This window comes from Aequorivita todarodis, from assembly GCF_028561335.1.
Lineage (GTDB): Bacteria > Bacteroidota > Bacteroidia > Flavobacteriales > Flavobacteriaceae > Aequorivita > Aequorivita todarodis.
Genome location: NZ_JAQQTG010000020.1, coordinates 117150 through 138498, shown reverse-complemented (window position 1 = coordinate 138498; position 21349 = coordinate 117150). Strand labels below are relative to the sequence as shown.

Genomic DNA, 21349 nt, shown 5'->3' with positions numbered 1-21349 from the left:
ATTTCACTGTTAATTTTTAATTGCAATCAGTATTTTCTCCCTTCCCTTTGGGAAGGGTCGGGGATGGGATTCTCGCCAATTTCAAAAACACATCGTTCATCGAATCAACTTTAAACTGTTCCTTTAGTTTCTTCGGCGTGTCCAGGGCTTCAATTTTTCCTTCCACCATTATTGAAACGCGGTCGCAGTATTCGGCCTCGTCCATGTAATGCGTGGTTACGAAAATAGTGGTGCCCTGGTCGGCGGCTTTATAGATCATTTCCCAAAACTGTCTTCGGGTAATGGGATCCACACCACCCGTGGGCTCATCCAGAAAAACAATCTTGGGGTCGTGCAAAAGCGAAACCGAAAACGACAGCTTTTGTTTCCAACCCAAGGGCAGGGAGCCCACCAATTTGTTGCTGATGTTTTCCAAGCCCAATTCCGAAATCAATTGCTCCCTTTTCTCCCATATTTTTTTTCTCGGCAACCCATAGATCCCTCCAAAGAATGTGATGTTTTCCTTTACGGTTAAATCGTCGTAAAGCGCAAATTTCTGGCTCATGTAGCCAATGTTCTTCTTGATGGATTCCGGCTGGGAATACACGTCAAAACCCGCGACGGTAGCTTCACCCGAGGAAGGCTTTGAGATTCCTATAAGCATTTTCATAGCCGTGGTTTTTCCTGCGCCGTTCGCTCCCAAAAACCCAAAGATTTCACCTTTTTTGACTTCAAAACTGATTGTGTTTACAGCTGTGAAATCACCAAATGTTTTGGTTAATTGATTGACTTCTATTACATTTTCTTCTTTCATTACCGCGCTAATTCCATAAAAGCATCCTCAATGTTCGGATGTGTTACTTCAATGTTGATATCTGTCAGACCTTCTTTTTCCAGATAGGATTGCAGATCGGCCATTTCAAATGAATCCCTTTGGTCGGTGTAGTGCACAAATTCGCCAAACGGAAAGACGCTGTACACGTGCTCGTATTGCTGCAGCGATTGGATCAATTTGTACATATTATCTGCGCCCACATTGTAAATGGTTTTCGGGAATTGGCTTACAATGGCTTCGGGGGTGTCGATTTCCAAAATCTCGCCGCCCTGTATCAAGGCAATCCTATCGCATAATGCCGCCTCGTCCATATAGGGCGTTGAGACCAAAATGGTAATCCCTTTTTTCTGTAAACGTTTCAACATTTCCCAAAATTCCTTTCGCGAAACCGGGTCAACGCCGGTTGTGGGCTCGTCCAAAAAAAGTACTTTCGGTTTGTGGATCAAGGCGCAGGAAAGGGCGAGTTTTTGCTTCATCCCGCCGGAGAGTTTTCCTGCGCGCCTATCTTTAAATGGTTCTATTTGAACGTAAATATCCTCGATCAGATCGTAGTTCTCCTCAATCGTCGTCCCGAAAATAGTGGCGAAAAACGTCAGGTTTTCCTCCACCGTCAAATCCTGGTAAAGCGAAAACCGCCCGGGCATATAGCCTACGGCCTTGCGAATAGCCTTAAAATCTTTTACAACATCAAATCCAGCAACGGTGGCAGTACCTTTATCAGGAATTAACAGTGTGGTCAAAATCCTGAAAATGGTGGTTTTCCCGGCGCCATCGGGCCCGATTAGGCCAAAGAGTTCGCCTGGATTCACCTTGAACGAAATGTCCTGAACCGCTTTTACCTTTTTATAGGATTTGCTGATATTGCTGAGGGAAATACCCATTACGCTTCAACTTTGACGGTGACTTCCATCGTAACCTTCGATTTTATTGAATTAGAGATCAAACAAGCCGACTCCGATTTTTGAAGGATACGCTCCGCGCGTTCGCGATCCTTTTCGTCTTTAATGGTTACGGTGGGTTCCAGAATTACTTCGGTCATTGCATATTTACCGTCTACTCTTTCCAGTACGCCTTTCGATTTGCAGCTGAAACCCGAAAATTCCAATTTTGAGTTTTCGGCAATTGCCAAGAAAGTGGTCATCAAACAACTGCTCACAGAGGCTGTAAAAAGATGTTCGGGCGACCAAATATTGGGCATTCCCTTTGGGAATTCGGGTGGAGTGGCCACCTCTATACAATTGGCCGAATGCGAATTGCCCTCGGCCAATTCCGGCGAGCACATCATTCCCTTCCGGTCCTCGCGCCAGGTGATATCTACGTTATAACTGTGTTTTTCCATCATTCTAAATATTTCTTATTGAAAATAATCGTAATATCCTTCCAGATTTTCTTGAATGTTCGCGGTAACTTCAGCCCCTTCATCTGTGCTTGAAACCTTTCCTAAAGCCTCAATTTTTTCGATAAGTGGATGTAGAAAAACGTGTAGGTTGTCGTGCGACGGACCTTCCATGGTACATTTTTTTACCACATAATTTTTATCCTCGTTCAGTTTTGACGCAAGTGTATGGTAATCTTCCACGGTTTTTGGATCGCTGGTTTTAACCAAATTGAGCATTTTGTCCACCCCTTCAGTTGTTTCCAGATTGGCTTCCCATTTGTTGCCATTGTCCAGTTTTATTTCGTTAACCCAAGAATTGTACATGGTGTGGGTTTCGGCAGCCATTTCTTCCATTTCATGTTCGTGGACTCCTTCAGTGGTTTCAACGGTGTCAGTATTTTCGTGCTTGTGTTTTGTTTCGTTGCAGCTTATTAATAAAGCTGAAAGAATTGCTAATGATAAGATTGTTTTTTTCATAGTATAAATGTTTAGGGTTTATAGTTTAGGATTTATTTTTTTGTGGCGAAAGCGATTACATGCCCGTCCAAATCGGCGATGTATCCCACGGTATCGCCCCAATTACGTGCTTGCAGTTCACTAATCTTCTTTCCGCCCAATTGGATTGCCCGCTCAATAAAGTCTGAGGGGTTTGATACCTTTAAATATAATTCACAACGCGGGATGCCGTTAGCTGTTTTGGGATGCGGCATTGCCGGGCCAAGAATGTTCGAAATACCACTTTCCGGCATCACCCCCAGTTTGACGGTTTCCGAAAGGTTGAATTCCGTCATCCCCGGCACGTTCAAACTCGGACTTGTTTTGAGGAGTCCCTCGTAAAATTCCGCGCTCCGGGCCTGATCAGCGACATAAAGAATAAATTCAATTGTTTCCATAATGCTATATTTTCCTGCCTACTACCCACCACCTACCACCCACTACCTACTCAGAAATCCACATCTCCGCCGGCATCCCGATTTTTAGACTACCGTCGTTTTTTACCGTTACCTTTACCGCATAAACCAAATTTACCCGCTCCTCCTTGGTCTGGATTATTTTGGGGGTAAACTCTGCCGAAGCCGAAATCCAACTTATTGTTCCTTGGTAATCTTTCATTTCTTCACCGGAATCAATTTTTACTTTTACTTCCTGCCCAATTTTAATGTTTGGGAGCTGCGTTTCGCTTACGTAAACACGCAGCGTCATTTCTTCCAAATCGGCGATTTTGTACAGCGGTTTTCCAAAGGAGACAATTTCGCCCGGCTCGGCATATTTGGTCAGTACCGTGCCTTTTATCGGGTTTGTGATCTTGCTTTTGGCAATCTGTTCCTCAATTTGAGCCACTTTGGCGTCTATTGATTTCACCTCGTTCACGATGGGCGCATTTTGGGTCTCCACGTTTTTTATCTGTTTTTTCAATACGTCCACCTGGCTGTTGGCCTGGTCCAATTGGCGCTGGGTGGCAGCGTTTTCGGCAAACATATTTTGGATGCGTTCCTGTTCGGTTTTGGCGGTCTGCAATTGCTCGTTCAAAACGCTTACTTGCGACCAAACGCCTCCCGATTTTGAAGCAACGGTTTCCTTTGAGGCAAGTAACTGTTGTTTGCTTAAATAAAGCTGAAGTGTATCTACAAGCGCGACGACTTCTCCTTTTTCTAAAACCTGTCCTTCTTCCAAATTCAGAAATTCCAGTTTTCCGTTTGCTTCGGAAGAGATTGTGATTTCAGTTGCTTCAAAATTCCCGTACCCATCGGCTTTTTCGCCGTTGGAGCAAGAGAATAAACTTCCGACCAAGCCTGCCAAAACCATTGTTTTTATATTTTTCATCCTAAATATTTATTTAAAATCCCCTTTTATTATTCTATAATTTGCCTTTGCAAGCGCCAACTGGACTTCGTGCAATTGCTGGTCAATTCTGGCTTCGTAAAGATTGTTCAATTCCGTGATATATTCCGAAGAAGTGATGGCGCCATTTTGTAATTGCGAAGTGGTAGCCTGTAAAACTTTTTCGCGCAGTTCAATAATTTCTGAGTCTTTCCGAAGCATGGCCTCGTATTTATCGATATCGCTTTCGGCCTCTTTCTGCTGCATTTCGTTGTTGAGTAAAAAAGTTTCTTTTTCGGTGGAAACAATTTCCTTTGAAATATCGACGGTCTGTTTTTGTTCCTTGGTTTTGCCCCAATCAAATATGTTCCAATTCAATTTTAGACCGACCATATAGAAATCCTGAAAGGAATTGTCCAGCATATTCAGCCCCGGATTGCCATAACCGGCCTGTGCAAACCCAAATAATTTTGGATAATTGCTTTTGGAAATAACTTCTTTTGAAGTTTCCAGTTGCGTTTCCTGTAAATTGAAAAGTTCCAGTTCGGGTCGCTGCGACTCCATTTCGGGTGCAATGAAAATAGAGGGCTTGGCCAAAGTGGTGTTGCTGTCCAAATCCTGAAAGACCAATAGTGATAGGTTTTTCAAGGCTTTTTTCTTGTCGAAATTAATCTGCGAAAGCTGTTGCTCCAGCTTCAGTTGCTCCGCTTTCAATACTTGCTCGGAAGCGGGGAGGACCGCGCCGTATTTCACGCCGGTATTTATTTCTTTTAAACGCGCATCGAGCACTTCCATCTTTGAAAGGAGCAATTTTTCCTGTTCCTGAAAGAGCAAAACACTGAAATAATTTTGGTTGATGCGGTTTTTTAAAGTGTATAGATTTACCGCTACCTGCTGTTGCTGTGCGGCGAGTTCCGCGGTTTTTAGTTTGGTGTTTGCCGCGATATTTCCGCCGTTATAAATCAATTGGTTGGCGTCCAGCGTGGCGCGGTACTGGTCTTTGTTGGGCGGCTCTATTGTGGAATTTGGTATTGCAAGCGGCAATTCAATAACATCCGATTGGTAGGTTGCCTGCGCGTTCAGGTCTAACTTTGGGAGCTTTCCTTTCTCCAAGATTGCAATTTCAGACTGTGTTTTTTCTTCCAATAAAGCGGTTTGCCTGGCCAACGGATAATTTTTTTCGGCAAGGGTATAGCATTCCTCCAAAGTCAATACTTGCTGGGCCGAAACAAGTAGCGGGCCGAAACTGAGAAGTATGAACAAAAGCCTTTTCATTTTTACTTTTTTATTGAATTGATAATAAACCCAGCAACCTCGGTCTTGCGCCGTTCCATCAACTGTTTAAAGCCCTTGTCGTCAATTTTTAAAAACCCTTTTATTAAAGGGGTTGCAACAAAAGGAAAGATATTCAGGGAAATAATATTGATAAAAAGTTGCTCGCCATCGATGGGTTTCAGTATGCCTTTTTCAACTTCTTCTTCAACTTGATTTTTGAATTTTTCGAGCGTTGGAAAGGCAGCGCTTTTTTGGATTTTTTCAAAAAACTTGGGGTTGCGGTTCAGTTCCTGGATGATGAAATTGGGAAGGTAGGGATGCTTCGAAATAAACGAAATGTAGTTGCTTGTGAAGTTTTTTACCTTCTCTTCAATTGAGGAATCATCATTCAAAATTTTGTTGAGCTGCGGTGCCAAAAGGGAAAAGGCATTGCTGAAAACCGCTTCAAAAAGCAATTGTTTGCTTCGGTAATAATAGTGCAGCATCGCTTTGTTGATGCCTGCCGCATCTGCAATTTCCTGCATTCGTGCGCCGTCCATTCCTTTTTTTTGGAACACGTTTTTTGCGGCGTCCAATATCTGTCCTTCAGTGTCTTGATTTTTATTTGTCTTTGCCATATTTCAACTTTATGGTTTAACCATTTGGTTAACAAAGATAGAAAATTTATCTTTACTCCGAAATCTTTTAAATAATTTTCGGAAAACTTTAAGTAAAGCCTGAGCTAAATCCTATTTGAAAATATGAAATTCTTTAGTTTTACTTCATTTTCACAATCGCGGGAATTTGAAAAAGAGAAACGTATCTTTACATACGGCTACTTTTAATACTTGCCTTGACTAATTTAAACTCTATGAAAGGACTCTTTGCCTTCTCGGTTATCATAATTTTGTTTGCCAGTTGCTCCAGCAGCCGTTTGGTGGATGAATATATCAATGCGGAAAGCCCGAATTTTCAGGCCAATAAAGTTTTGGTGGTAGGGTTAACCCCAAATGGGGGGTTACAGCGTCAATTTGAATACAGCCTTGTGAATGCCTTGGAGGCAGAAAATGTGAATGCTATTAAAAGTGTTGATTATTTCGAGGAACCTGTAAATGAGATTGACCAATCTGAGGAAAATCTGGCAAATCTTGAGAAACAGCTTATGGATGCTGGTTTTGATGCAGTTCTTTTTTCAAAAGTCACCGGGCAGGAAAGCAAGGTTACCATTGGGCAATCTTACCGAAATCTCGCAAAATCCTTTGAGTCGTTCAGTGATTATTATAACGAGAATAAGCCTGTTTATGGCAGCTCGCAAATTGAGGATTATCCAGTTTACAACACAGAAACTTCTTTGTATTGCCTCTGTCCCGGCAAGGATCGGGATTTAATTTGGCGCGGAAAGATAGACATCGTTGATCCGCCCGGAGCTGCATCTACCATTCGCGATTATGTGAAAAAACTTGTGAAAACGCTCAAGAAAAACAATCTTTTGATTGTAAAATAGCTTTTTTAAACTCCATTATTTAAGCACCAAAAGTGGCGCGGGAGAAGTGTAACTAATTTTTGAAGTATCCGATCCAAAAATAAAGCGGTCCAGAAAGCTCTTACGTTCTAAGAACATAGCGTGGAGCTGTATGGGTATTAACTGTTCAAAAGCATTTATAGCCATAGGATAGGGCAGGTTTTTAATGCAGAACCGTTCGAAGGTTATGTCTTTAAAATGTTCTCTAAAATCAATTTTTTGGGGCATAACTTCAATCTTGTCCTCTTCTACCTCCAGAATTTTTAAAACCGCTTTGTTTTTTCGTACTATTTTCAAAAGAACCTCAAGTGCTTCGTCCGTAACGTCATACTGATAGTTGACGGAGAGCAAGACCGACTGGATTTTTTCAAAAATATATCCTTGTGGAATGGCAAGTACGGGGCAGTTTGCGTTTCGTATTAAATTTAAGGTGTTGCTTCCAAAGAGAACTTCGGCGGCACCTGTAGCGCCATTGGTACCCATAACTATAAGTTCAATGTCATTTATTGCCACCGCCTGATTTACGGCATCAACAATATTTGCGAAATCAATTTTTGGAACAAAGGTGAAATCTTCCTTTTCGGAAATGGATTCACAAAACGTGATCATTTTTTCAAGTTCCTTTTTGTTGTCGGCCAAAACACCTTCGTAAACCGAACTTCCGAATGAACCTGCGCGTACATCGGCAGTTAAGTAGCTGGAGGGCTTTTGTGTATTTAAAATATGAAATGTACAGGCTTCCCCTTCAAAAAACTTCATTGCAAACCTAATGGCGTTTTTTGAGTTCTTCGAGAAATCTGTAGGTAAAAGTATATTTTTCATATTCTTAGTTTTCCCAAAAGTACATTAACGGATTAAGTATTGAAATGATTTCCATCATAATTAACTTCCCAAAAGCTTCAATCTTTGCTTAGGGGAATTTTAAAACTTTGGGAGTTCCGCACAGCGGATATTCAAGGATAAAAAACTCTTATATATGACGAAAATCATATTCTATATCGTGTCTTCACAGTAAGTTTGCCCTGTAATTAATCTTAACAACTATGAAAAACGTAATGAAATCACTAACCGCAATTGCAATCTTGACTTTGATTGGCTGTGGCGGAAAAGAAGAAAAGAAAAGCAGCGATATCCAGATAGGCCAAAAGCCTGCCGCAACCGAAGCTTCTGCTGAAACTACAACCAGCGCAGCATCTGATGTAAAACCCTCGGAAACGGTAGATTTGACCAACAAAGGTATTGGCCCAATTAAAAGTTTAGAGCTTCCGGCTGAAATTGACCAGGCCATGGCCGCCAAAGGGATGGAGGTTTACAAGACAAAATGTATGGCTTGCCATAAACCGGACAAAAAGTTTATTGGTCCGGCACCAAAAGGGATTATGGAAAGACGTACCCCAGAATGGATTATGAACATGATCCTGAATCCTGAGGAAATGACCCAAAAAGATCCGCTTGCAATTGCACTTATGGCAGAGTTTAACGGCTCACCAATGGCGAACCAGCACCTTACCGAGGAAGAAGCCAGACAGGTATTGGAATATTTTAGAACACTCTAATCTATATACTTAAACAACCAATCCCCTTGCAGGGTTTAGGCCCTGCAAGGTTTTAAAAACCAGAACCAAAATGAAAACAACATTCAAATTACTGTTTGTTTCGGCCGCACTGCTTGTGTTTTCGGCCTGCAAAAACGAAACAACCACCGAAACTGGAACCCCAGTAGAGAGTTCCGCCCAAGGCGAGGCTCCATCTAGCAACCAAGGACAGGCTTTTATTCAAGATGATGAGTCGGCGCCAAACGTTTTGCAAATTGCAATCGGATCGCCAGACCACTCCACTCTTGTAGCAGCCGTGCAAGCAGCGGGATTAGAAAATTCATTGGTAAATGCTGGACCTTTAATGGTCTTCGCACCTACCAATGCAGCTTTTGATGCCTTGCCAGCAGGAACTGTAGAAGAACTTTTAAAGCCTGAGAACAAAGAAAAGTTGGCTACCATACTGAAGCATCACGTAACGCCCGGTAACTATTCAAAGGATTTTTTGAAAAAATTCAAAAAAGTAGGACAGGCAGATGGTACTGATGCTACCGTAGAGGTTAAAGGTGAAGATGTATATGTGGGCGGTGCTAAAATTTTAGCTAGCGTTCCCGCAGGTAACGGAATTGTTCACGTAGTGGATAAAGTGATATTACCGGCAAACTAATTTCAGAAACAATTTAATTTAAACAATAAAATGATGAAAAAATCAATTAATATTTTAATCTCCCTGATTATGGTTGCCGGACTGGTGAGCTGTAATGATGGCGGAAACCAAAAAGGTAAAAAGGGAGGCCAAGGAGGCTTGGCTACCAACGCTGCCGAGCGAGTATATGTGGCTCCCGGCGAACTCGATGAATTCTATGCGTTTATGTCTGGTGGATTTAGTGGACAGCTTGGCGTTTATGGGCTGCCCTCAGGCCGCTTGCTTAAAGTACTTCCTGTATTCTCACAGAACCCGGAAAACGGTTGGGGATATTCCGAAGAAACAAAACCCATGTTGAATACTTCATACGGCTTTGTGCCTTGGGATGACTCTCACCACCCTGATATTTCACAAACGAACGGTGTGTTGGATGGTCGTTGGATATTTATAAATGGTAACAACACCCCCCGAATTGCACGTATTGGTTTGGAGAGCTTTAAAACAGAGGAAATTATTGAAATACCAAACAGTGCGGGTAACCACAGTTCCTCTTTTATTACCGAAAACACCGAATATGTGGTAGCGGGTACACGTTTCTCCGTGCCTGTTCCACAAACAGATATGTCTATAAAAGACTACAAGGGCAACTTTAAAGGAGCGCTTACATTTATTAGTGTTGACCAAGAAACAGGTAGAATGGGGATTAAGTTCCAGCTGATGATGCCTGGGTTTAACTACGACCTTTCGCACCCTGGCCGTGATAAGAGCCATGGTTGGTTCTTCTTCACCACTTATAACACTGAAGAAGCCCACTCGCTATTGGAAGTTAACGCCTCACAAAACGATAAGGATTTTATCGCCGCAGTAAACTGGAAAGTAATCGAGGACTATGTGAACAACGGTGGAGGAAAAAAAGTTCCTGCCAATTATGCACATAACATTTTGGATGAGCACACTCATACCGCTACATCTACTATGTTGAAAGAAGTGTTGACCGTAAACCCAATGGATGTTCCCGGAGCTGTTTATTTCCTACCAACTCCAAAATCTCCACACGGTTGCGATGTTGATCCAACAGGTGAATATATTGTAGGTAACGGGAAACTTTCTGCAGATTTAACAGTGCACAGCTTCACCAAAATGCTTGACGCTATTGAGAACAAAAAATTTGATGGGGAAGCCTACGGAATTCCAATCTTGAAATTTGAGGATATCCTTGCCGGCGTAGTTAAACAGCCAGGTTTAGGGCCACTTCACACAGAATTTGATGATAAAGGAAATGCTTATACCACCTTCTTTATCTCTTCTGAAGTTGTAAAATGGAAAGTTGGAACTTGGGAGGTTTTAGACCGTCAACCCGTATTTTACTCTGTAGGTCACGGGATGATTCCCGGAGGAAACTCACGTAAGCCATTTGGTAAATACTTTGTAGCCTTGAACAAGATTACAAAAGATAGATACTTGCCAACGGGCCCGGAACTTACACAGTCTGCCCAGTTATTCGATATTACTGGCGATAAAATGGAACTGTTGCTGGATTTCCCAACCATTGGTGAGCCGCACTATGCCGCTGCAATTCCTGGGGACTTGGTTGCGCCAAAATCTAGAAAGATCTATAAACTTGCGGAAAACAAGCACAAGTATGCAGTTCTTCAGGATAGTGAGGTTAGGGTAGAGCGCGATGGCAAAGAAGTACACGTTTATATGAATATGATCCGTAGCCACTTTAACCCTGATAATATTGAAGGTATAAAGGTAGGGGACAAAGTATTCTTCCACGTTACAAACCACGAACAGGACTTTGACGTACCGCACGGCTTCGCAGTAATTGGCGCCAATAATGCTGAATTGCTTGTTATGCCGGGAGCAACCGAAACCTTGGTTTGGGAACCAAAGCAAGTAGGAGTATGGCCAATCTATTGTACCGACTTCTGTTCTGCCCTTCACCAAGAAATGCAAGGATATGTACGTGTAAGCCCAGCCGATTCGAATATTGAATTGTCTTGGAGCTTGGGCGAAGATTAATAAGATGTTTTTAGTTGTGAAAATACTAGATTAGTGATTGATAGTATTTTCAGTAAAGACGGGGGTTGTTGATTTCCCCCGTCTTTTTTAAAAAATTTGTAGCACGATGTTTCTATAAAAAAATCAGCAAGGATTATATCTGCACGCACGCTTAAACCAGAATCCAACCACATACTGAAGTTTAAGATTTAAAATTTAAACAAAATGAAAAAAGCAGGAATAATAATGATAATTGGCTCCTTGCTATTATTGGGTCTTTTTAAATTCCCGTTGTGGAATATTATGCTTGGTGCACCCCAATACCCAGACCCATTGGGAATGGATATTTACATTGAAGGAATACAGGGCGTAGAAGAATTTGATATTCAGAATATTGACGGTCTCAACCACTATATCGGGATGAAGACCATTCCGAAAGTTGAAGATATGTGGGAATTTGAAGTATTCCCAACGGTTATCGGAATAATGGTAGCCATTGGAGTGCTTATAGGATTGCTCGGTTTCTTCGGAAAAGTGAGCTACAAATGGTTTTTGGGCTGGTTCGTACTGATGTCCGTACTTGGAATTATGGGAATGTACGATTTTAACCTATGGCTTATTGATTACGGAACCGATCTGGATCCAAAGGCTATAATGAAACTCCTTAACCCCGATGGCACGCCAATGACCTATAAACCGCCCCTTTTAGGCTATCAAAAAATGCTGAATTTTGATGTGGACTCCTGGCCCGCAACTGGAGCATATATGATGTTTGTTGGCATGATGCTCACCGTAGTAGCCTTCTTTGTGGGAAAAAAAGAATATAAAGCCAAATAATAATATATCTGGAGCTCCTTCCCCTTTTTTCAGGGGAAGGTGGCCCCGATTTTTCATCGGGGACTGAAGGGATAAATTCCCAATTAGTAAATATAGAAAGGGTAAACCTTTAAATTTTTAACACTATGAAATGCCCGTTAACAAATTGTAAACCTCCCGATAGCTATCGGGATGGGCATTCCCTGCCCGTCCGGCAGGCGGGCATCTTCCTATTTCTTAAATATTTTATACAGATGAAAATCATACAATTATTACTTATTTCATTTTTGTTCACGGCCTGCAACGTTAGCCCACAGCCCATAAATTACGGCTCAGATGCTTGTCATTTCTGCAATATGACTATTGTAGATAGGCAGCACGCATCGCAGGTAGTTACGGCAAAGGGAAAGGCTTATAAATATGATGCAATAGAATGTATGGTCCATTCCTTACAAGATGAATTTAAGGAAACAGAAATGGCACATTATTTAGTGGCAGATTTTAACCAGCCCGGCCAATTGATTGACGCTACCAAAGCTTCCTATTTGGTGAGTGAAAAATTGCAAAGCCCAATGGGTGCCAATCTTTCAGCTTTTAAAAATATAGAGGAAGGAAAGAAGGCCCAAGAGAAATTTACGGGCACTGTTTTTTCCTGGAAGGAAATTCAGGAGCACCTAAAATTATAGCGTAAAAAGTGGCTTCAGCAATTTCTGAATAACTAATTAGTTCTTAAAACTTGCTGAAGGCTTTTTTATAAACCGAAATCTAACCGATTTCCGAAACCATCAGTTTCATGCATTTCAATTTTGAAACTTCTTTAAATTCTGTATCTTCATTTTTTTAATCATCTCGCAAGAGAATGACCTTGTACTGATTAATTTTGACTTCATTTTGAAAAACAAACACCACATATTTTTTCTCCTGCTCATATTGTTTTCCAGTGCAAACCTATGGTCAAAAACAATAACGGTCTGCTCCACGTGCCCTGTAAAATCAATTCAGGAAGGCGTGCTTCAAGCTGCGGATGGCGATACTGTTTTGGTGAAAAAAGGCATTTATAAAGAGGCCAACATTAAAATTGATAAAAGCATTACCTTAATCGGGGAAGACATGCCCACGATTGATGGCGAGGAAAAAGGGGAAATCATCACCATTGGCACAGATAATGTTACGCTCGATGGCTTTAGGATCATCAACGTAGGCGTAAGCTACACTACAGACTATGCTGCCGTACGGGTTGTAAATAGCACGGGATTCCTCATTCAGAATTTGGAGCTCGAAAAACTTTTCTTCGGAATTTACCTTCAAAAATCCAACGATGGAAAAGTGCTGAACAACAAGGTTCGGGGGGAAGCCGTAACCGAATTCAACTCGGGCAACGCCATTCATCTTTGGTATTGTAAAAATGTGGAAGTAACGGGAAATGACGTCCAGAAGGTCCGCGATGGCATTTATCTTGAATTCTCTGATAATATAACCATCACCAATAATCTTAGCAAGAACAATGTGCGTTACGGCCTTCATTTTATGTTCAGCAACGATAACCGTGTAATCAATAACGTTTTTGAAACCAACGGCGCCGGAATTGCTTTGATGTTTTCAAAATTTATGGAGGTGGAGCACAATATTATTCAGAAAAACTGGGGGACCGCTGCCTACGGGTTACTGTTGAAGGAAGTAAACGACGCCAATATCAAAAACAACCTATTTCTTGAAAACACGGTGGGTATAACTGTGGAAGGAAGCAACCGTTTGGAGTATTCCAACAACGATTTTACCAGCAATGGCTACGCAATAAAAGTGAAAGGTGCCTGCTACGAAAACCAAGTGATAAATAACAACTTTCTCTATAATTCATTTGATATTTCCTATAACGGACGGATCAACAACAATAAATTCGACGGCAATTACTGGAGCGATTACACGGGTTACGACCTGAACAAAAACGGGATAGGCGATGTGGCCTACCGCCCTGTAAAGCTCTTTTCGTACATAGTGAACCGCACTCCGGAAACCATAATTTTAATGCGAAGTCTGTTTATAGACATCATTGACTTTTCTGAAAAAGTTTCCCCAGTGTTCACCCCAGACGATTTGATGGACGAAAATCCAAGAATGAAAAAAATAGCTCATGATAGAAATTAAGGATTTACATAAAAAATTCGGAAAGAACGAAGTGCTAAAGGGCATTGATCTCTCCATAAAAGAAGGTGGCATCTTTTCCATTCTCGGCCCCAACGGCTCGGGAAAGACCACGCTCATAAAAGCTATACTGGGAATGGTTTTGCCCGATTCAGGTGAAATTTCCATTTATGGGAAATCCTTAAAGAACAATTTTAAATATCGTGAAAAGATCGATTACCTGCCCCAAATAGCCAATTTCCCCGGCAATCTGAAAGTGAATGAGCTTATCGCGATGATCAAGGATCTGCGCGATTCAAAAGCCACCAAGGACGAAGAGTTGATTGACCTTTTTAAGTTGCAATCCTTTCTCAATAAAAAATTGGCAAACCTTTCGGGCGGCACAAAACAGAAAGTAAATTTGGTGCTTACGTTTATGTTTGACAGCCCTTTGATTATTCTTGATGAACCCACGAGTGGCCTCGATCCCATCTCGCATCTGCGGTTGAAGAACTTGATTTTTTCCGAAAGGGAAAAGGGAAAAACCATTTTGGTCACCTCACACATTTTGAGTTTTGTGGAAGAAATTGCCGACGAGATAGTTTTTCTTTTAGAAGGAAAAATCTACTTTAAGGGAACCATTACGGAACTGAAAACCAAGACCGAACAGCCTGATTTTGAACACGCCATAGCCTCCATTTTATCCTCAAGTTATGCTTAAGATACTAAAATACAGTTTTTACGATTTAATGCGAAGCCGCTGGAGCTACGTGTATTTCCTGTTCTATTTACTGCTGGGCGTGGTGCTCTTGTTTTTGAACAATGACCTCTCAAAAGCGGTGATAACCCTGATGAACGTAATCATTATTTTGGTACCGTTAATCGGCACTATTTTCGGGGTGATGTATTATTACAATTCCCGCGAATTTACGGAGCTGCTCTTGGCACAGCCCGTAAAACGGAGCTCCATCTTTTTGGGGCAATATTTTGGAGTCGCCACCTCGTTGGCGATGAGCTTGGTAATTGGTTTGGGCCTCCCTTTTGTTTTCTACGGAATTTTTAACAGCAGTGCCATCTGGGATTTTACACTTCTCCTAATTACAGGCGGATTTCTAACCTTTATTTTCACCGCATTGGCTTTCGTTATAGCCCTTTCTAATGAGAACAAAATCAAAGGTTTTGGCTATGCCATTCTGCTTTGGTTGTTTATGGCCGTAATTTATGACGGTATCTTTTTGATGTCGCTTTTATATTTTGAGGATTATCCGCTGGATAAGTTTTCACTCATCGCAACCATGCTGAACCCAGTAGATCTGTCGCGAGTTTTGATACTTTTAAAACTCGACATTTCGGCATTATTGGGCTATACCGGTGCGGTATTCCAAAAATTCTTCGGCACCAGTTTCGGACTGTTGCTTTCCTTTGCGATGCTAATTGTTTGGGTAGTAGTGCCAACCTTCTTTATTTGGCGCATTGCGAAGCGGAAGGATTTTTAAGATAAAACATCATAAAAATTTCATATAAAAATATCGCTCCACCGGAGTGATATTTTTTTTGAAATCATTTCTCGCCCTATTAAAGAGTAATATGTATTATTTATGATTTTTGTCATACTATGGCAATTTTGGATTAATCATCTTTACCAAATTTTCAATCCAAATTCATTCTCAAATGCAAATTACCAGTCCGCACACCTTTCACATTCCCGTCATGGGCATTGCCTACACCATTGATTCCCCAATAAAAGTTGCCTGCTTTGGCATCAACTCGGCCATTTCGGTTATTGAGGATAACATTTTGGAAGTAATGCGGAAATATTACTACGGCCAAAATAACGAACCATACGTTCCCATTACCGTAAAAGAGGAGGATTACAGAGCCAGGCGTATAACCGATTACCTGAACCTGATGCAGCGCATCGTCACTTCAAAAATGGAACGGCTCAAGGCATCCACATTTGAAGGGGGATCGGATCTTGTAAAATATTTCGAAATGCTTCCCGATACAAGCCTGCTAAAGGATAAGTATCACGAATGGCTTTTTACCCTAAATCCCGAAAAGAAAGGATTATTGGAAAAATTGCTGCTTAAACTGGTGGTGCCAGGAGCGGTGGAAGTGAATATTATGACTAAGGTGGACAAGGAAAATCTGGACAAAAACAAGGATATAATTGAAAACGGATCGGATGCGCTGACCGCCCTAAAAGGTTACGCCAAAAGCGAACTTACCAATTCGTCCCTTATTTTTTCTGCGGGAATGAACCCGCGACTTTATAATTATATGGAAAATTTTTCGGCCTTTGATGCCTATGAATGGGGCTCCTTTCACAAAAAAGTAGTGATTAAGGTGAGTGATTACCGTTCGGCGTTGATACAGGGGAAATATTTGGCGAAAAAGGGAATCTGGGTCAGTGAGTTTCGCATTGAATCCGGACTTAATTGCGGTGGCCACGTTTTTGCCACCCAGGGCCTATTGATGGGGCCGATTCTCCAGGAATTTAAAGAGAAAAGACAGGAATTGCAGGATAGCCTTTTTGAGCTTTACAATCCTGCACTCACGGCCAAGGGAAAACTTACCTTTTCTGAACCGCATCCCATAAAAATTAAGGTACAGGGCGGTATTGGCACCAGTGAGGAGGATAACTTGCTGCGCAATTACTACCAAGTGGACGGCACGGGTTGGGGCACGCCCTTTCTGTTATGCCCGGAAGCTACTACGGTTGATGAGGATACGTTGGAGTTGCTCCGCCAGTCGAAAGACAGGGATGTAGTTCGGAGCAAAGCGTCGCCGTTGGGGGTACAGTTCAATTATTTAAAGGGAACCACCGCCGAAAAGGAACGTTTGGACCGGATAGCAAAGGAAAAGCCCGGCAGTCCGTGTACCGAAAAGCTATTGGTATCCAATACTGAGTTTACCAAAGAACCGATATGTACCGCGTCGAGCAAATACCAAAAGATGAAACTGGAGCAATTGGAAAGCTTAAATCTTTCCGAGGAAGAACTGGAGCTGCAGCGCGAAGAGGTGTTGGGCAAAGAATGTCTGTGCATCGGCCTGAGCAATGCGGCGGCTATTCGGTATGAAGTGCCCTTTCTAAAAAAGCTTACGGCGGTAACCATTTGCCCGGGACCGAATATCGTCAATTTCTCAAAGGTTGCCAGTCTGCGCGAGATGACTGATCATATTTACGGCCGCCAAAATATAATGCAATACCCCAACAGGCCTTTAATGTTTGTTGCCGAATTAAGGCTCTATATAGATTTTTTAAAGAAGGAAATGAAGCATACCTTAACGCCAACTGCCCGCGATTTCAAAACCTGGGAAAAATTCAGTGAAAATCTTCTCGATGGGATTGCGCATTATTATGATTTGACGGCAAATTATATTTTAGACAATAAAGCCCAATTTGAAAGGGATTTAGCCGATGCCAAAAAGGAGATTTTGCAGTTGCAGGAATTGCAGTTGCAGGTTGGGTAATGGGTCAGAGATTCAAATCTTTAAAATACGCCACAATATTTAGTATAAAGGAATGTGGTAGCAAATAAGCAGTTGCCTTTCAGATTATCCCCAAGCCAAACATTAGTGCTTTTGAGAGTCCTCGCGGCTTTTCGTGCTCCGGGTAACTTGCTCAATAATCTTGTATCAAAATTTCTGTCGGGATATTTAAATCAGCGTTCAGTTTTCTAATCATTTCCAAAGTCAGTTTGCGTTTTTTGTTCATTATTTCGCTCACTCGACTTTTAAAACCAATCATTTTCACTAAATCTTTCTGTTTTAGGCCCATTTGTTCCATCCGGAAATTAATTGCGGCAATCGGGTCAGGCAGGTCAATGGGAAAATTCTCATTTTCATAATTGTCTATTACCATTGCCAGAATTTCCAATTCGTCGCTTTCTTCAGTTCCTCTTTTGGCATCAAAAATAACTTCCAAGCGCTCCAAGGCTTTTTGGTAATCCGCTTCGTTTCTAATAGGTTTTATTTTCATCTTAAATTTCGTTTGCGTTAATTTTATCATATTCTCCGTGTGTTCCTATAAAACGTATCCAAGCCAGTTGATATTCAAAATTAAACTTAACAATCAGTCGATAATCGTTTCCTTTAATATTGAAGACCATTCGGTTATCTTTTAAAATACTTGCACTCGGGTATTCGGATTTAAGATCGTTGATTGATGACCAATTTGATTTTTCAGTTTCACGATACCAAGTTTTCAATTGAAGTTCGCAGTCGCCGTGCTTTTCCCAAAAATCCCGCAATGTTCCTCTCGAAAATATTTTCACGTAAAATAATTTGTAGCAAAGTTAACACAAAAGTTACCAAAATGATAACTTTATTTTTTACTTTTTTCAGTAAAGGCAACTGGTGCATACAAGCTATTTAAAAGCGTAACATTTTAGCCTTCGTACGAATAAGAACATAAGGCAGTACATAATTATTTTTAAATTGAAATCCCGATATATAAATTCTAAACCATCTTTTCCAGCTCGGCCGAGGTCCGCTCTCATCAATTTTTAGAAAAATACTAAAAATTCTAATTTATATGATAATGGTCATATTACATTTTTGTCATTCTTATTTATTTTGCTATTAAGATATATAAGTCTTAAATATAATTTTAAACCAACCAATATGCTATCCAAACAACAAGCACGGGCATTTTTCCTTGGGGGAACACTCGTAACCTTTCTGATCTTTATTGGCCTTACCATCTATTCCTTCAGCGACGGCCAGGACCAAACCAATTATGAAAACATTACCGCCCAAGTGGTGCGCGGTAAGGTAATCTGGGAAGAAAACAACTGTATGGGCTGCCACACCATTCTGGGCGAGGGCGCCTATTATGCTCCGGAACTCACAAAAGTTATTGAACGCCGTGGCGAAGGCTACGTAAAAGCCGTTCTTATGACGCCCGTACCCTGGGCTCCCAACGAGCGAAAAATGGTAGCCTACGGTTTTTCCGAGGAAGAGGCCATGGACGTTATCGCCTTTTTTAACTGGATAGGCGAGATAGACCTAAACGGTTTTGACCGCATTGTTTCGCCGCTGGCAAAAGACAAGCAACTCACCAACAACTAACCACCAATTAAATTTTATACCGATGAAATATAAATCTCAAAAAGTAGCGTACTGGTTTTTTGCACTTTCCATGCTTTTACTGGTACTTCAAATAACCTATGGCTTTGTTATGGGTTTTGCCCGTATCGGGATGGACGGCCTGCACGACTTTATTCCTTTTAACACCGCGCGCGCCGTGCATACCAATTTGCTTGTGGTCTGGTTGCTCTCTGGGTTTATGGGCGCTGCCTATTACATTATCCCCGAGGAGGCCCAACGCGAACTCGTTAGCGTGAAACTGGCGTATGTACAGCTCATTTCGCTTGCAGCGGTTGGCGTAGCGGCTATAGTGGGCTATCACTTTAACTGGTGGGAAGGCCGTAAATTTTTGGAAATTCCACGCCAGCTTGACTATTTGGTAGTTTTAAACGTACTGCTGTTTTTGGCACTCATACTTTTGACGCTCTTTAAAGGAAAACGAAAAACAACAACGGCGCTGGTGCTTTCCATGGGCCTGCTGTTTGCGGCGCTGCTGTACATTCCCGGAATGTTGCCGTTTGACAGTCAGGTAACCGACAGCTTTTTCCGCTGGTGGGTAGTGCACCTTTGGGTTGAAGGCGTGTGGGAACTCATTATGGGCGGTATCCTCGCCTTCCTTTTAATAAAGTTAACAGGCGTGGACCGCGAGGTTATTGAAAAATGGCTTTATGTAATCGTGGGCCTTACTTTTCTTTCAGGCGTGTTAGGCACGGGCCACCACTACTATTATATAGGTGTGAATAAAATTTGGCTCATCGTCGGTGGAATTTTCTCTGCCCTGGAGCCTTTGGCGTTCCTTGCTATGGCGCTTTTCGCGGTAAATATGTACCGAAAAGGAGAGAAAAAGCACCCAAACAAAATCGCTTTGTTTTGGACGCTCGGCGCTGCCATTGTTTCCTTTGTAGGTGCAGGCCTTTTAGGTTTTGCGCACACTTTGCCGCAAACCAACCTTTACACCCACGGAACCTTGGTTACCGCAATGCACGGCCACTTGGCATTTTGGGGCGCCTATGCAATGATTGTTTTGGCAATTATAAGCTACAGCCTGCCCAATATGACGGGACGTAAATTTTACGACGGCGTTCGCGGACGCGTGGCTTTTTGGACCACAAATATTGGAATGATTGGGATGACGATGGCCTTTGGGGTCGCTGGCGTTGCGCAGGTTTATCTGGAACGAAAATTCGGAATGGAATTTATGGCCGTCCAAAAAGAAATCAGTATTCATTTTGTGGTGCTTATACTCTGCGCCAGTCTGTTCGCCATTGGGGTCCTAACCTATATCTATGATTTTTACAAGCACGGTCGCCCCACGGATGAAGCCCTGGAAACCGTGGAAAGCAGCTATCTCTAATATAAAGGCCTGAAGCTGGTTACGCTCTTATACCTGAAAACCCGGGAATTTTTTCATATAAAACAGTTTTAAGTCATTCCCGACCAGAACCATGTTTCGGGCCTTTTAATAATAGTTTTCCGCTGTCTAATTTCAGTACAGTTGTAACGACACTAAAAATCTTGAATTATGTCAATCACAGAAACAATCACCATAAAGGAAAGCCTAAAATTTTCTTCGGAAATACCCTTTTATAAACCCATAGACCGCGAGGTTGAGGTTTTTCGGCACGCTTTTAAGAACAAACTCCCCATTTTGCTGAAAGGGCCAACGGGCACTGGCAAAACGCGGTTTGTAGATTATATGGCGCATCAGTTGGAGCAACCGCTTATCACCGTTTCCTGCCATGAGGAAACCTCTTCCACAGACCTTATAGGGCGCTACATTATCAAGGGCACCGAGACCATTTGGGTGGACGGGCCTTTGACGACAGCCGTAAAAGAGGGCGCCATTCTTTATTTGGATGAAATTGCCGAAGCCCGCCCAGATGTGGTGGTTGCCATACATTCCTTAACTGACCACAGAAAGGAACTTTATATTGACAAACTAGGCATTACCGTAAAGGCACATCCCGATTTTATGCTCGTGGCGTCTTTCAATCCCGGCTACCAAAAAGGTTTTAAAGAGCTGAAACCATCTACCCGCCAGCGTTTTGTGGCGCTTTCGTTTCAATATCCGACCGCGAAAGACGAAACCGAAATCGTTGCAGCTGAAACTGGCTTGGACAAAGACACTTCAAAAAAACTGGTGAACATTGCCAATAAAATCCGCAATCTCACCGAGTTGGGGCTTACCGAAACCGTTTCCACCCGTTTGCTGGTCGATGCGGCAATGCTTATAAACAGTGGCCTTCCGAAGCGGCTTTCGGTAAAAGTGGCCGTTGTGGAACCGTTGACCGACGACGTGGAAATTACCCAAGCGCTCACCGACCTCTGCGATTTGATGATCTAATCC

General features: G+C 42.1%; 24 protein-coding genes. 13 read left to right on the top strand and 11 right to left on the bottom strand.

The features are described 5' to 3' along the window. Nucleotides 1-16 precede the first annotated feature (16 nt). The 8 genes from POV26_RS09900 to POV26_RS09865 are packed head-to-tail and all read right to left on the bottom strand — an operon-like array spanning nt 17 to nt 5905. Nucleotides 17-793: an ABC transporter ATP-binding protein gene (locus tag POV26_RS09900; protein WP_272856315.1), complete on the bottom strand. Its 777-nt coding sequence runs from the start codon at nt 791-793 to the stop codon at nt 17-19. Next, nucleotides 793-1695, bottom strand: coding sequence for an ABC transporter ATP-binding protein (locus POV26_RS09895; RefSeq protein ID WP_272856314.1), 903 nt, complete (start codon nt 1693-1695; stop codon nt 793-795). Before POV26_RS09895 ends, POV26_RS09900 begins: the two co-directional genes overlap by 1 nt. Continuing rightward, a complete protein-coding gene (locus POV26_RS09890; RefSeq protein WP_272856313.1) occupies nt 1695-2156 on the bottom strand; it encodes an OsmC family protein in 462 nt (153 codons plus the stop codon). The genes POV26_RS09895 and POV26_RS09890 overlap by 1 nt, the downstream gene beginning before the upstream one ends. Nucleotides 2157-2168: 12 nt before the next feature. Beyond that, a complete protein-coding gene (locus POV26_RS09885; protein WP_272856312.1) occupies nt 2169-2669 on the bottom strand; it encodes a hypothetical protein in 501 nt (166 codons plus the stop codon). A 32-nt stretch (nt 2670-2701) separates the two neighbouring features. Then, nucleotides 2702-3085, bottom strand: a complete 384-nt coding sequence (locus tag POV26_RS09880) for a VOC family protein (RefSeq protein ID WP_272856311.1) — start codon at nt 3083-3085, stop codon at nt 2702-2704. Between the two features lie 46 nt (nt 3086-3131). Continuing rightward, nucleotides 3132-4016, bottom strand: coding sequence for an HlyD family secretion protein (locus POV26_RS09875; protein WP_272856310.1), 885 nt, complete (start codon nt 4014-4016; stop codon nt 3132-3134). A 9-nt stretch (nt 4017-4025) separates the two neighbouring features. After that, nucleotides 4026-5288: a TolC family protein gene (locus POV26_RS09870; protein ID WP_272856309.1), complete on the bottom strand. Its 1263-nt coding sequence runs from the start codon at nt 5286-5288 to the stop codon at nt 4026-4028. 2 nt (nt 5289-5290) lie between these two features. Next, nucleotides 5291-5905, bottom strand: a complete 615-nt coding sequence (locus tag POV26_RS09865) for a TetR/AcrR family transcriptional regulator (RefSeq protein WP_272856308.1) — start codon at nt 5903-5905, stop codon at nt 5291-5293. 233 nt (nt 5906-6138) lie between these two features. Here POV26_RS09865 and POV26_RS09860 point away from each other — a divergent pair, with 233 nt between their 5' ends. Further along, on the top strand, nt 6139-6771 hold the full coding sequence (locus POV26_RS09860; RefSeq protein ID WP_272856307.1) for a hypothetical protein: 633 nt from the start codon (nt 6139-6141) through the stop codon (nt 6769-6771). Nucleotides 6772-6786: 15 nt separating this feature from the next. Here the strand turns inward: POV26_RS09860 and POV26_RS09855 are convergent, their stop codons facing one another. Continuing rightward, nucleotides 6787-7611, bottom strand: coding sequence for a universal stress protein (locus POV26_RS09855; RefSeq protein WP_272856306.1), 825 nt, complete (start codon nt 7609-7611; stop codon nt 6787-6789). A gap of 221 nt (nt 7612-7832) precedes the next feature. On the opposite strand from POV26_RS09855, the gene POV26_RS09850 reads away from it, so the two are divergent. From POV26_RS09850 to POV26_RS09810, 9 genes are all read left to right on the top strand, one after another. Then, nucleotides 7833-8345: a c-type cytochrome gene (locus tag POV26_RS09850; RefSeq protein ID WP_272856305.1), complete on the top strand. Its 513-nt coding sequence runs from the start codon at nt 7833-7835 to the stop codon at nt 8343-8345. A gap of 70 nt (nt 8346-8415) precedes the next feature. Continuing rightward, nucleotides 8416-8991, top strand: a complete 576-nt coding sequence (locus tag POV26_RS09845; protein ID WP_272856304.1) for a fasciclin domain-containing protein — start codon at nt 8416-8418, stop codon at nt 8989-8991. Nucleotides 8992-9024: 33 nt separating this feature from the next. Continuing rightward, nucleotides 9025-10995 (top strand): Sec-dependent nitrous-oxide reductase, encoded by a 1971-nt coding sequence (gene nosZ, locus POV26_RS09840; RefSeq protein WP_272856425.1) that lies wholly within the window; start codon nt 9025-9027, stop codon nt 10993-10995. Between the two features lie 204 nt (nt 10996-11199). Continuing rightward, nucleotides 11200-11811 carry a hypothetical protein gene (locus tag POV26_RS09835; protein ID WP_272856303.1) on the top strand — a complete coding sequence of 204 codons (612 nt, stop codon included), beginning with the start codon at nt 11200-11202 and terminating at the stop codon, nt 11809-11811. Between the two features lie 233 nt (nt 11812-12044). Further along, complete coding sequence (locus POV26_RS09830) at nt 12045-12476, top strand: nitrous oxide reductase accessory protein NosL (protein WP_272856302.1); 432 nt, start codon at nt 12045-12047, stop codon at nt 12474-12476. 205 nt (nt 12477-12681) lie between these two features. Beyond that, on the top strand, nt 12682-13935 hold the full coding sequence (locus POV26_RS09825) for a nitrous oxide reductase family maturation protein NosD (protein ID WP_272856301.1): 1254 nt from the start codon (nt 12682-12684) through the stop codon (nt 13933-13935). After that, complete coding sequence (locus tag POV26_RS09820) at nt 13922-14632, top strand: ABC transporter ATP-binding protein (RefSeq protein WP_272856300.1); 711 nt, start codon at nt 13922-13924, stop codon at nt 14630-14632. The genes POV26_RS09825 and POV26_RS09820 overlap by 14 nt, the downstream gene beginning before the upstream one ends. Beyond that, nucleotides 14625-15407, top strand: coding sequence for an ABC transporter permease (locus POV26_RS09815; RefSeq protein WP_272856299.1), 783 nt, complete (start codon nt 14625-14627; stop codon nt 15405-15407). Before POV26_RS09820 ends, POV26_RS09815 begins: the two co-directional genes overlap by 8 nt. A gap of 175 nt (nt 15408-15582) precedes the next feature. Continuing rightward, nucleotides 15583-17385: a hypothetical protein gene (locus tag POV26_RS09810; protein WP_272856298.1), complete on the top strand. Its 1803-nt coding sequence runs from the start codon at nt 15583-15585 to the stop codon at nt 17383-17385. Between the two features lie 151 nt (nt 17386-17536). On the opposite strand, the gene POV26_RS09805 is transcribed toward POV26_RS09810, so the two are convergent. Both POV26_RS09805 and POV26_RS09800 read right to left on the bottom strand, forming a co-directional pair. After that, the gene (locus POV26_RS09805; RefSeq protein WP_272856297.1) at nt 17537-17893 is read right to left on the bottom strand and encodes a helix-turn-helix domain-containing protein; all 357 of its coding nucleotides are present in this window, start codon (nt 17891-17893) and stop codon (nt 17537-17539) included. 1 nt (nt 17894) lies between these two features. Then, a complete protein-coding gene (locus POV26_RS09800; RefSeq protein WP_272856296.1) occupies nt 17895-18188 on the bottom strand; it encodes a type II toxin-antitoxin system HigB family toxin in 294 nt (97 codons plus the stop codon). A gap of 349 nt (nt 18189-18537) precedes the next feature. On the opposite strand from POV26_RS09800, the gene POV26_RS09795 reads away from it, so the two are divergent. The 3 genes from POV26_RS09795 to POV26_RS09785 all read left to right on the top strand — a co-directional run bounded on the left by POV26_RS09795 (nt 18538) and on the right by POV26_RS09785 (nt 21346). After that, nucleotides 18538-18984, top strand: a complete 447-nt coding sequence (locus POV26_RS09795; RefSeq protein ID WP_045080005.1) for a c-type cytochrome — start codon at nt 18538-18540, stop codon at nt 18982-18984. A gap of 22 nt (nt 18985-19006) precedes the next feature. Further along, the gene (locus POV26_RS09790; protein WP_272856295.1) at nt 19007-20356 is read left to right on the top strand and encodes a cbb3-type cytochrome c oxidase subunit I; all 1350 of its coding nucleotides are present in this window, start codon (nt 19007-19009) and stop codon (nt 20354-20356) included. A 168-nt stretch (nt 20357-20524) separates the two neighbouring features. Next, complete coding sequence (locus POV26_RS09785) at nt 20525-21346, top strand: CbbQ/NirQ/NorQ/GpvN family protein (RefSeq protein ID WP_272856294.1); 822 nt, start codon at nt 20525-20527, stop codon at nt 21344-21346. The last annotated feature ends 3 nt before the right edge of the window (nt 21347-21349 follow it).

Bases quoted from the DNA above. Each gene is read 5' to 3' on its own strand.
- POV26_RS09845 (WP_272856304.1), top strand. From the start codon at position 8,416: ATGAAAACAACATTCAAATTACTGTTTGTTTCGGCCGCACTGCTTGTG.
- POV26_RS09890 (WP_272856313.1), bottom strand. From the start codon at position 2,156: ATGATGGAAAAACACAGTTATAACGTAGATATCACCTGGCGCGAGGAC.
- POV26_RS09875 (WP_272856310.1), bottom strand. From the start codon at position 4,016: ATGAAAAATATAAAAACAATGGTTTTGGCAGGCTTGGTCGGAAGTTTA.
- nosZ (WP_272856425.1), top strand. From the start codon at position 9,025: ATGAAAAAATCAATTAATATTTTAATCTCCCTGATTATGGTTGCCGGA.
- POV26_RS09805 (WP_272856297.1), bottom strand. From the start codon at position 17,893: ATGAAAATAAAACCTATTAGAAACGAAGCGGATTACCAAAAAGCCTTG.
- POV26_RS09895 (WP_272856314.1), bottom strand. From the start codon at position 1,695: ATGGGTATTTCCCTCAGCAATATCAGCAAATCCTATAAAAAGGTAAAA.
- POV26_RS09855 (WP_272856306.1), bottom strand. From the start codon at position 7,611: ATGAAAAATATACTTTTACCTACAGATTTCTCGAAGAACTCAAAAAAC.
- POV26_RS09835 (WP_272856303.1), top strand. From the start codon at position 11,200: ATGAAAAAAGCAGGAATAATAATGATAATTGGCTCCTTGCTATTATTG.
- POV26_RS09810 (WP_272856298.1), top strand. From the start codon at position 15,583: ATGCAAATTACCAGTCCGCACACCTTTCACATTCCCGTCATGGGCATT.
- POV26_RS09815 (WP_272856299.1), top strand. From the start codon at position 14,625: ATGCTTAAGATACTAAAATACAGTTTTTACGATTTAATGCGAAGCCGC.
- POV26_RS09795 (WP_045080005.1), top strand. From the start codon at position 18,538: ATGCTATCCAAACAACAAGCACGGGCATTTTTCCTTGGGGGAACACTC.
- POV26_RS09865 (WP_272856308.1), bottom strand. From the start codon at position 5,905: ATGGCAAAGACAAATAAAAATCAAGACACTGAAGGACAGATATTGGAC.
- POV26_RS09850 (WP_272856305.1), top strand. From the start codon at position 7,833: ATGAAAAACGTAATGAAATCACTAACCGCAATTGCAATCTTGACTTTG.
- POV26_RS09870 (WP_272856309.1), bottom strand. From the start codon at position 5,288: ATGAAAAGGCTTTTGTTCATACTTCTCAGTTTCGGCCCGCTACTTGTT.
- POV26_RS09885 (WP_272856312.1), bottom strand. From the start codon at position 2,669: ATGAAAAAAACAATCTTATCATTAGCAATTCTTTCAGCTTTATTAATA.
- POV26_RS09860 (WP_272856307.1), top strand. From the start codon at position 6,139: ATGAAAGGACTCTTTGCCTTCTCGGTTATCATAATTTTGTTTGCCAGT.
- POV26_RS09790 (WP_272856295.1), top strand. From the start codon at position 19,007: ATGAAATATAAATCTCAAAAAGTAGCGTACTGGTTTTTTGCACTTTCC.
- POV26_RS09880 (WP_272856311.1), bottom strand. From the start codon at position 3,085: ATGGAAACAATTGAATTTATTCTTTATGTCGCTGATCAGGCCCGGAGC.
- POV26_RS09830 (WP_272856302.1), top strand. From the start codon at position 12,045: ATGAAAATCATACAATTATTACTTATTTCATTTTTGTTCACGGCCTGC.
- POV26_RS09900 (WP_272856315.1), bottom strand. From the start codon at position 793: ATGAAAGAAGAAAATGTAATAGAAGTCAATCAATTAACCAAAACATTT.
- POV26_RS09820 (WP_272856300.1), top strand. From the start codon at position 13,922: ATGATAGAAATTAAGGATTTACATAAAAAATTCGGAAAGAACGAAGTG.
- POV26_RS09785 (WP_272856294.1), top strand. From the start codon at position 20,525: ATGTCAATCACAGAAACAATCACCATAAAGGAAAGCCTAAAATTTTCT.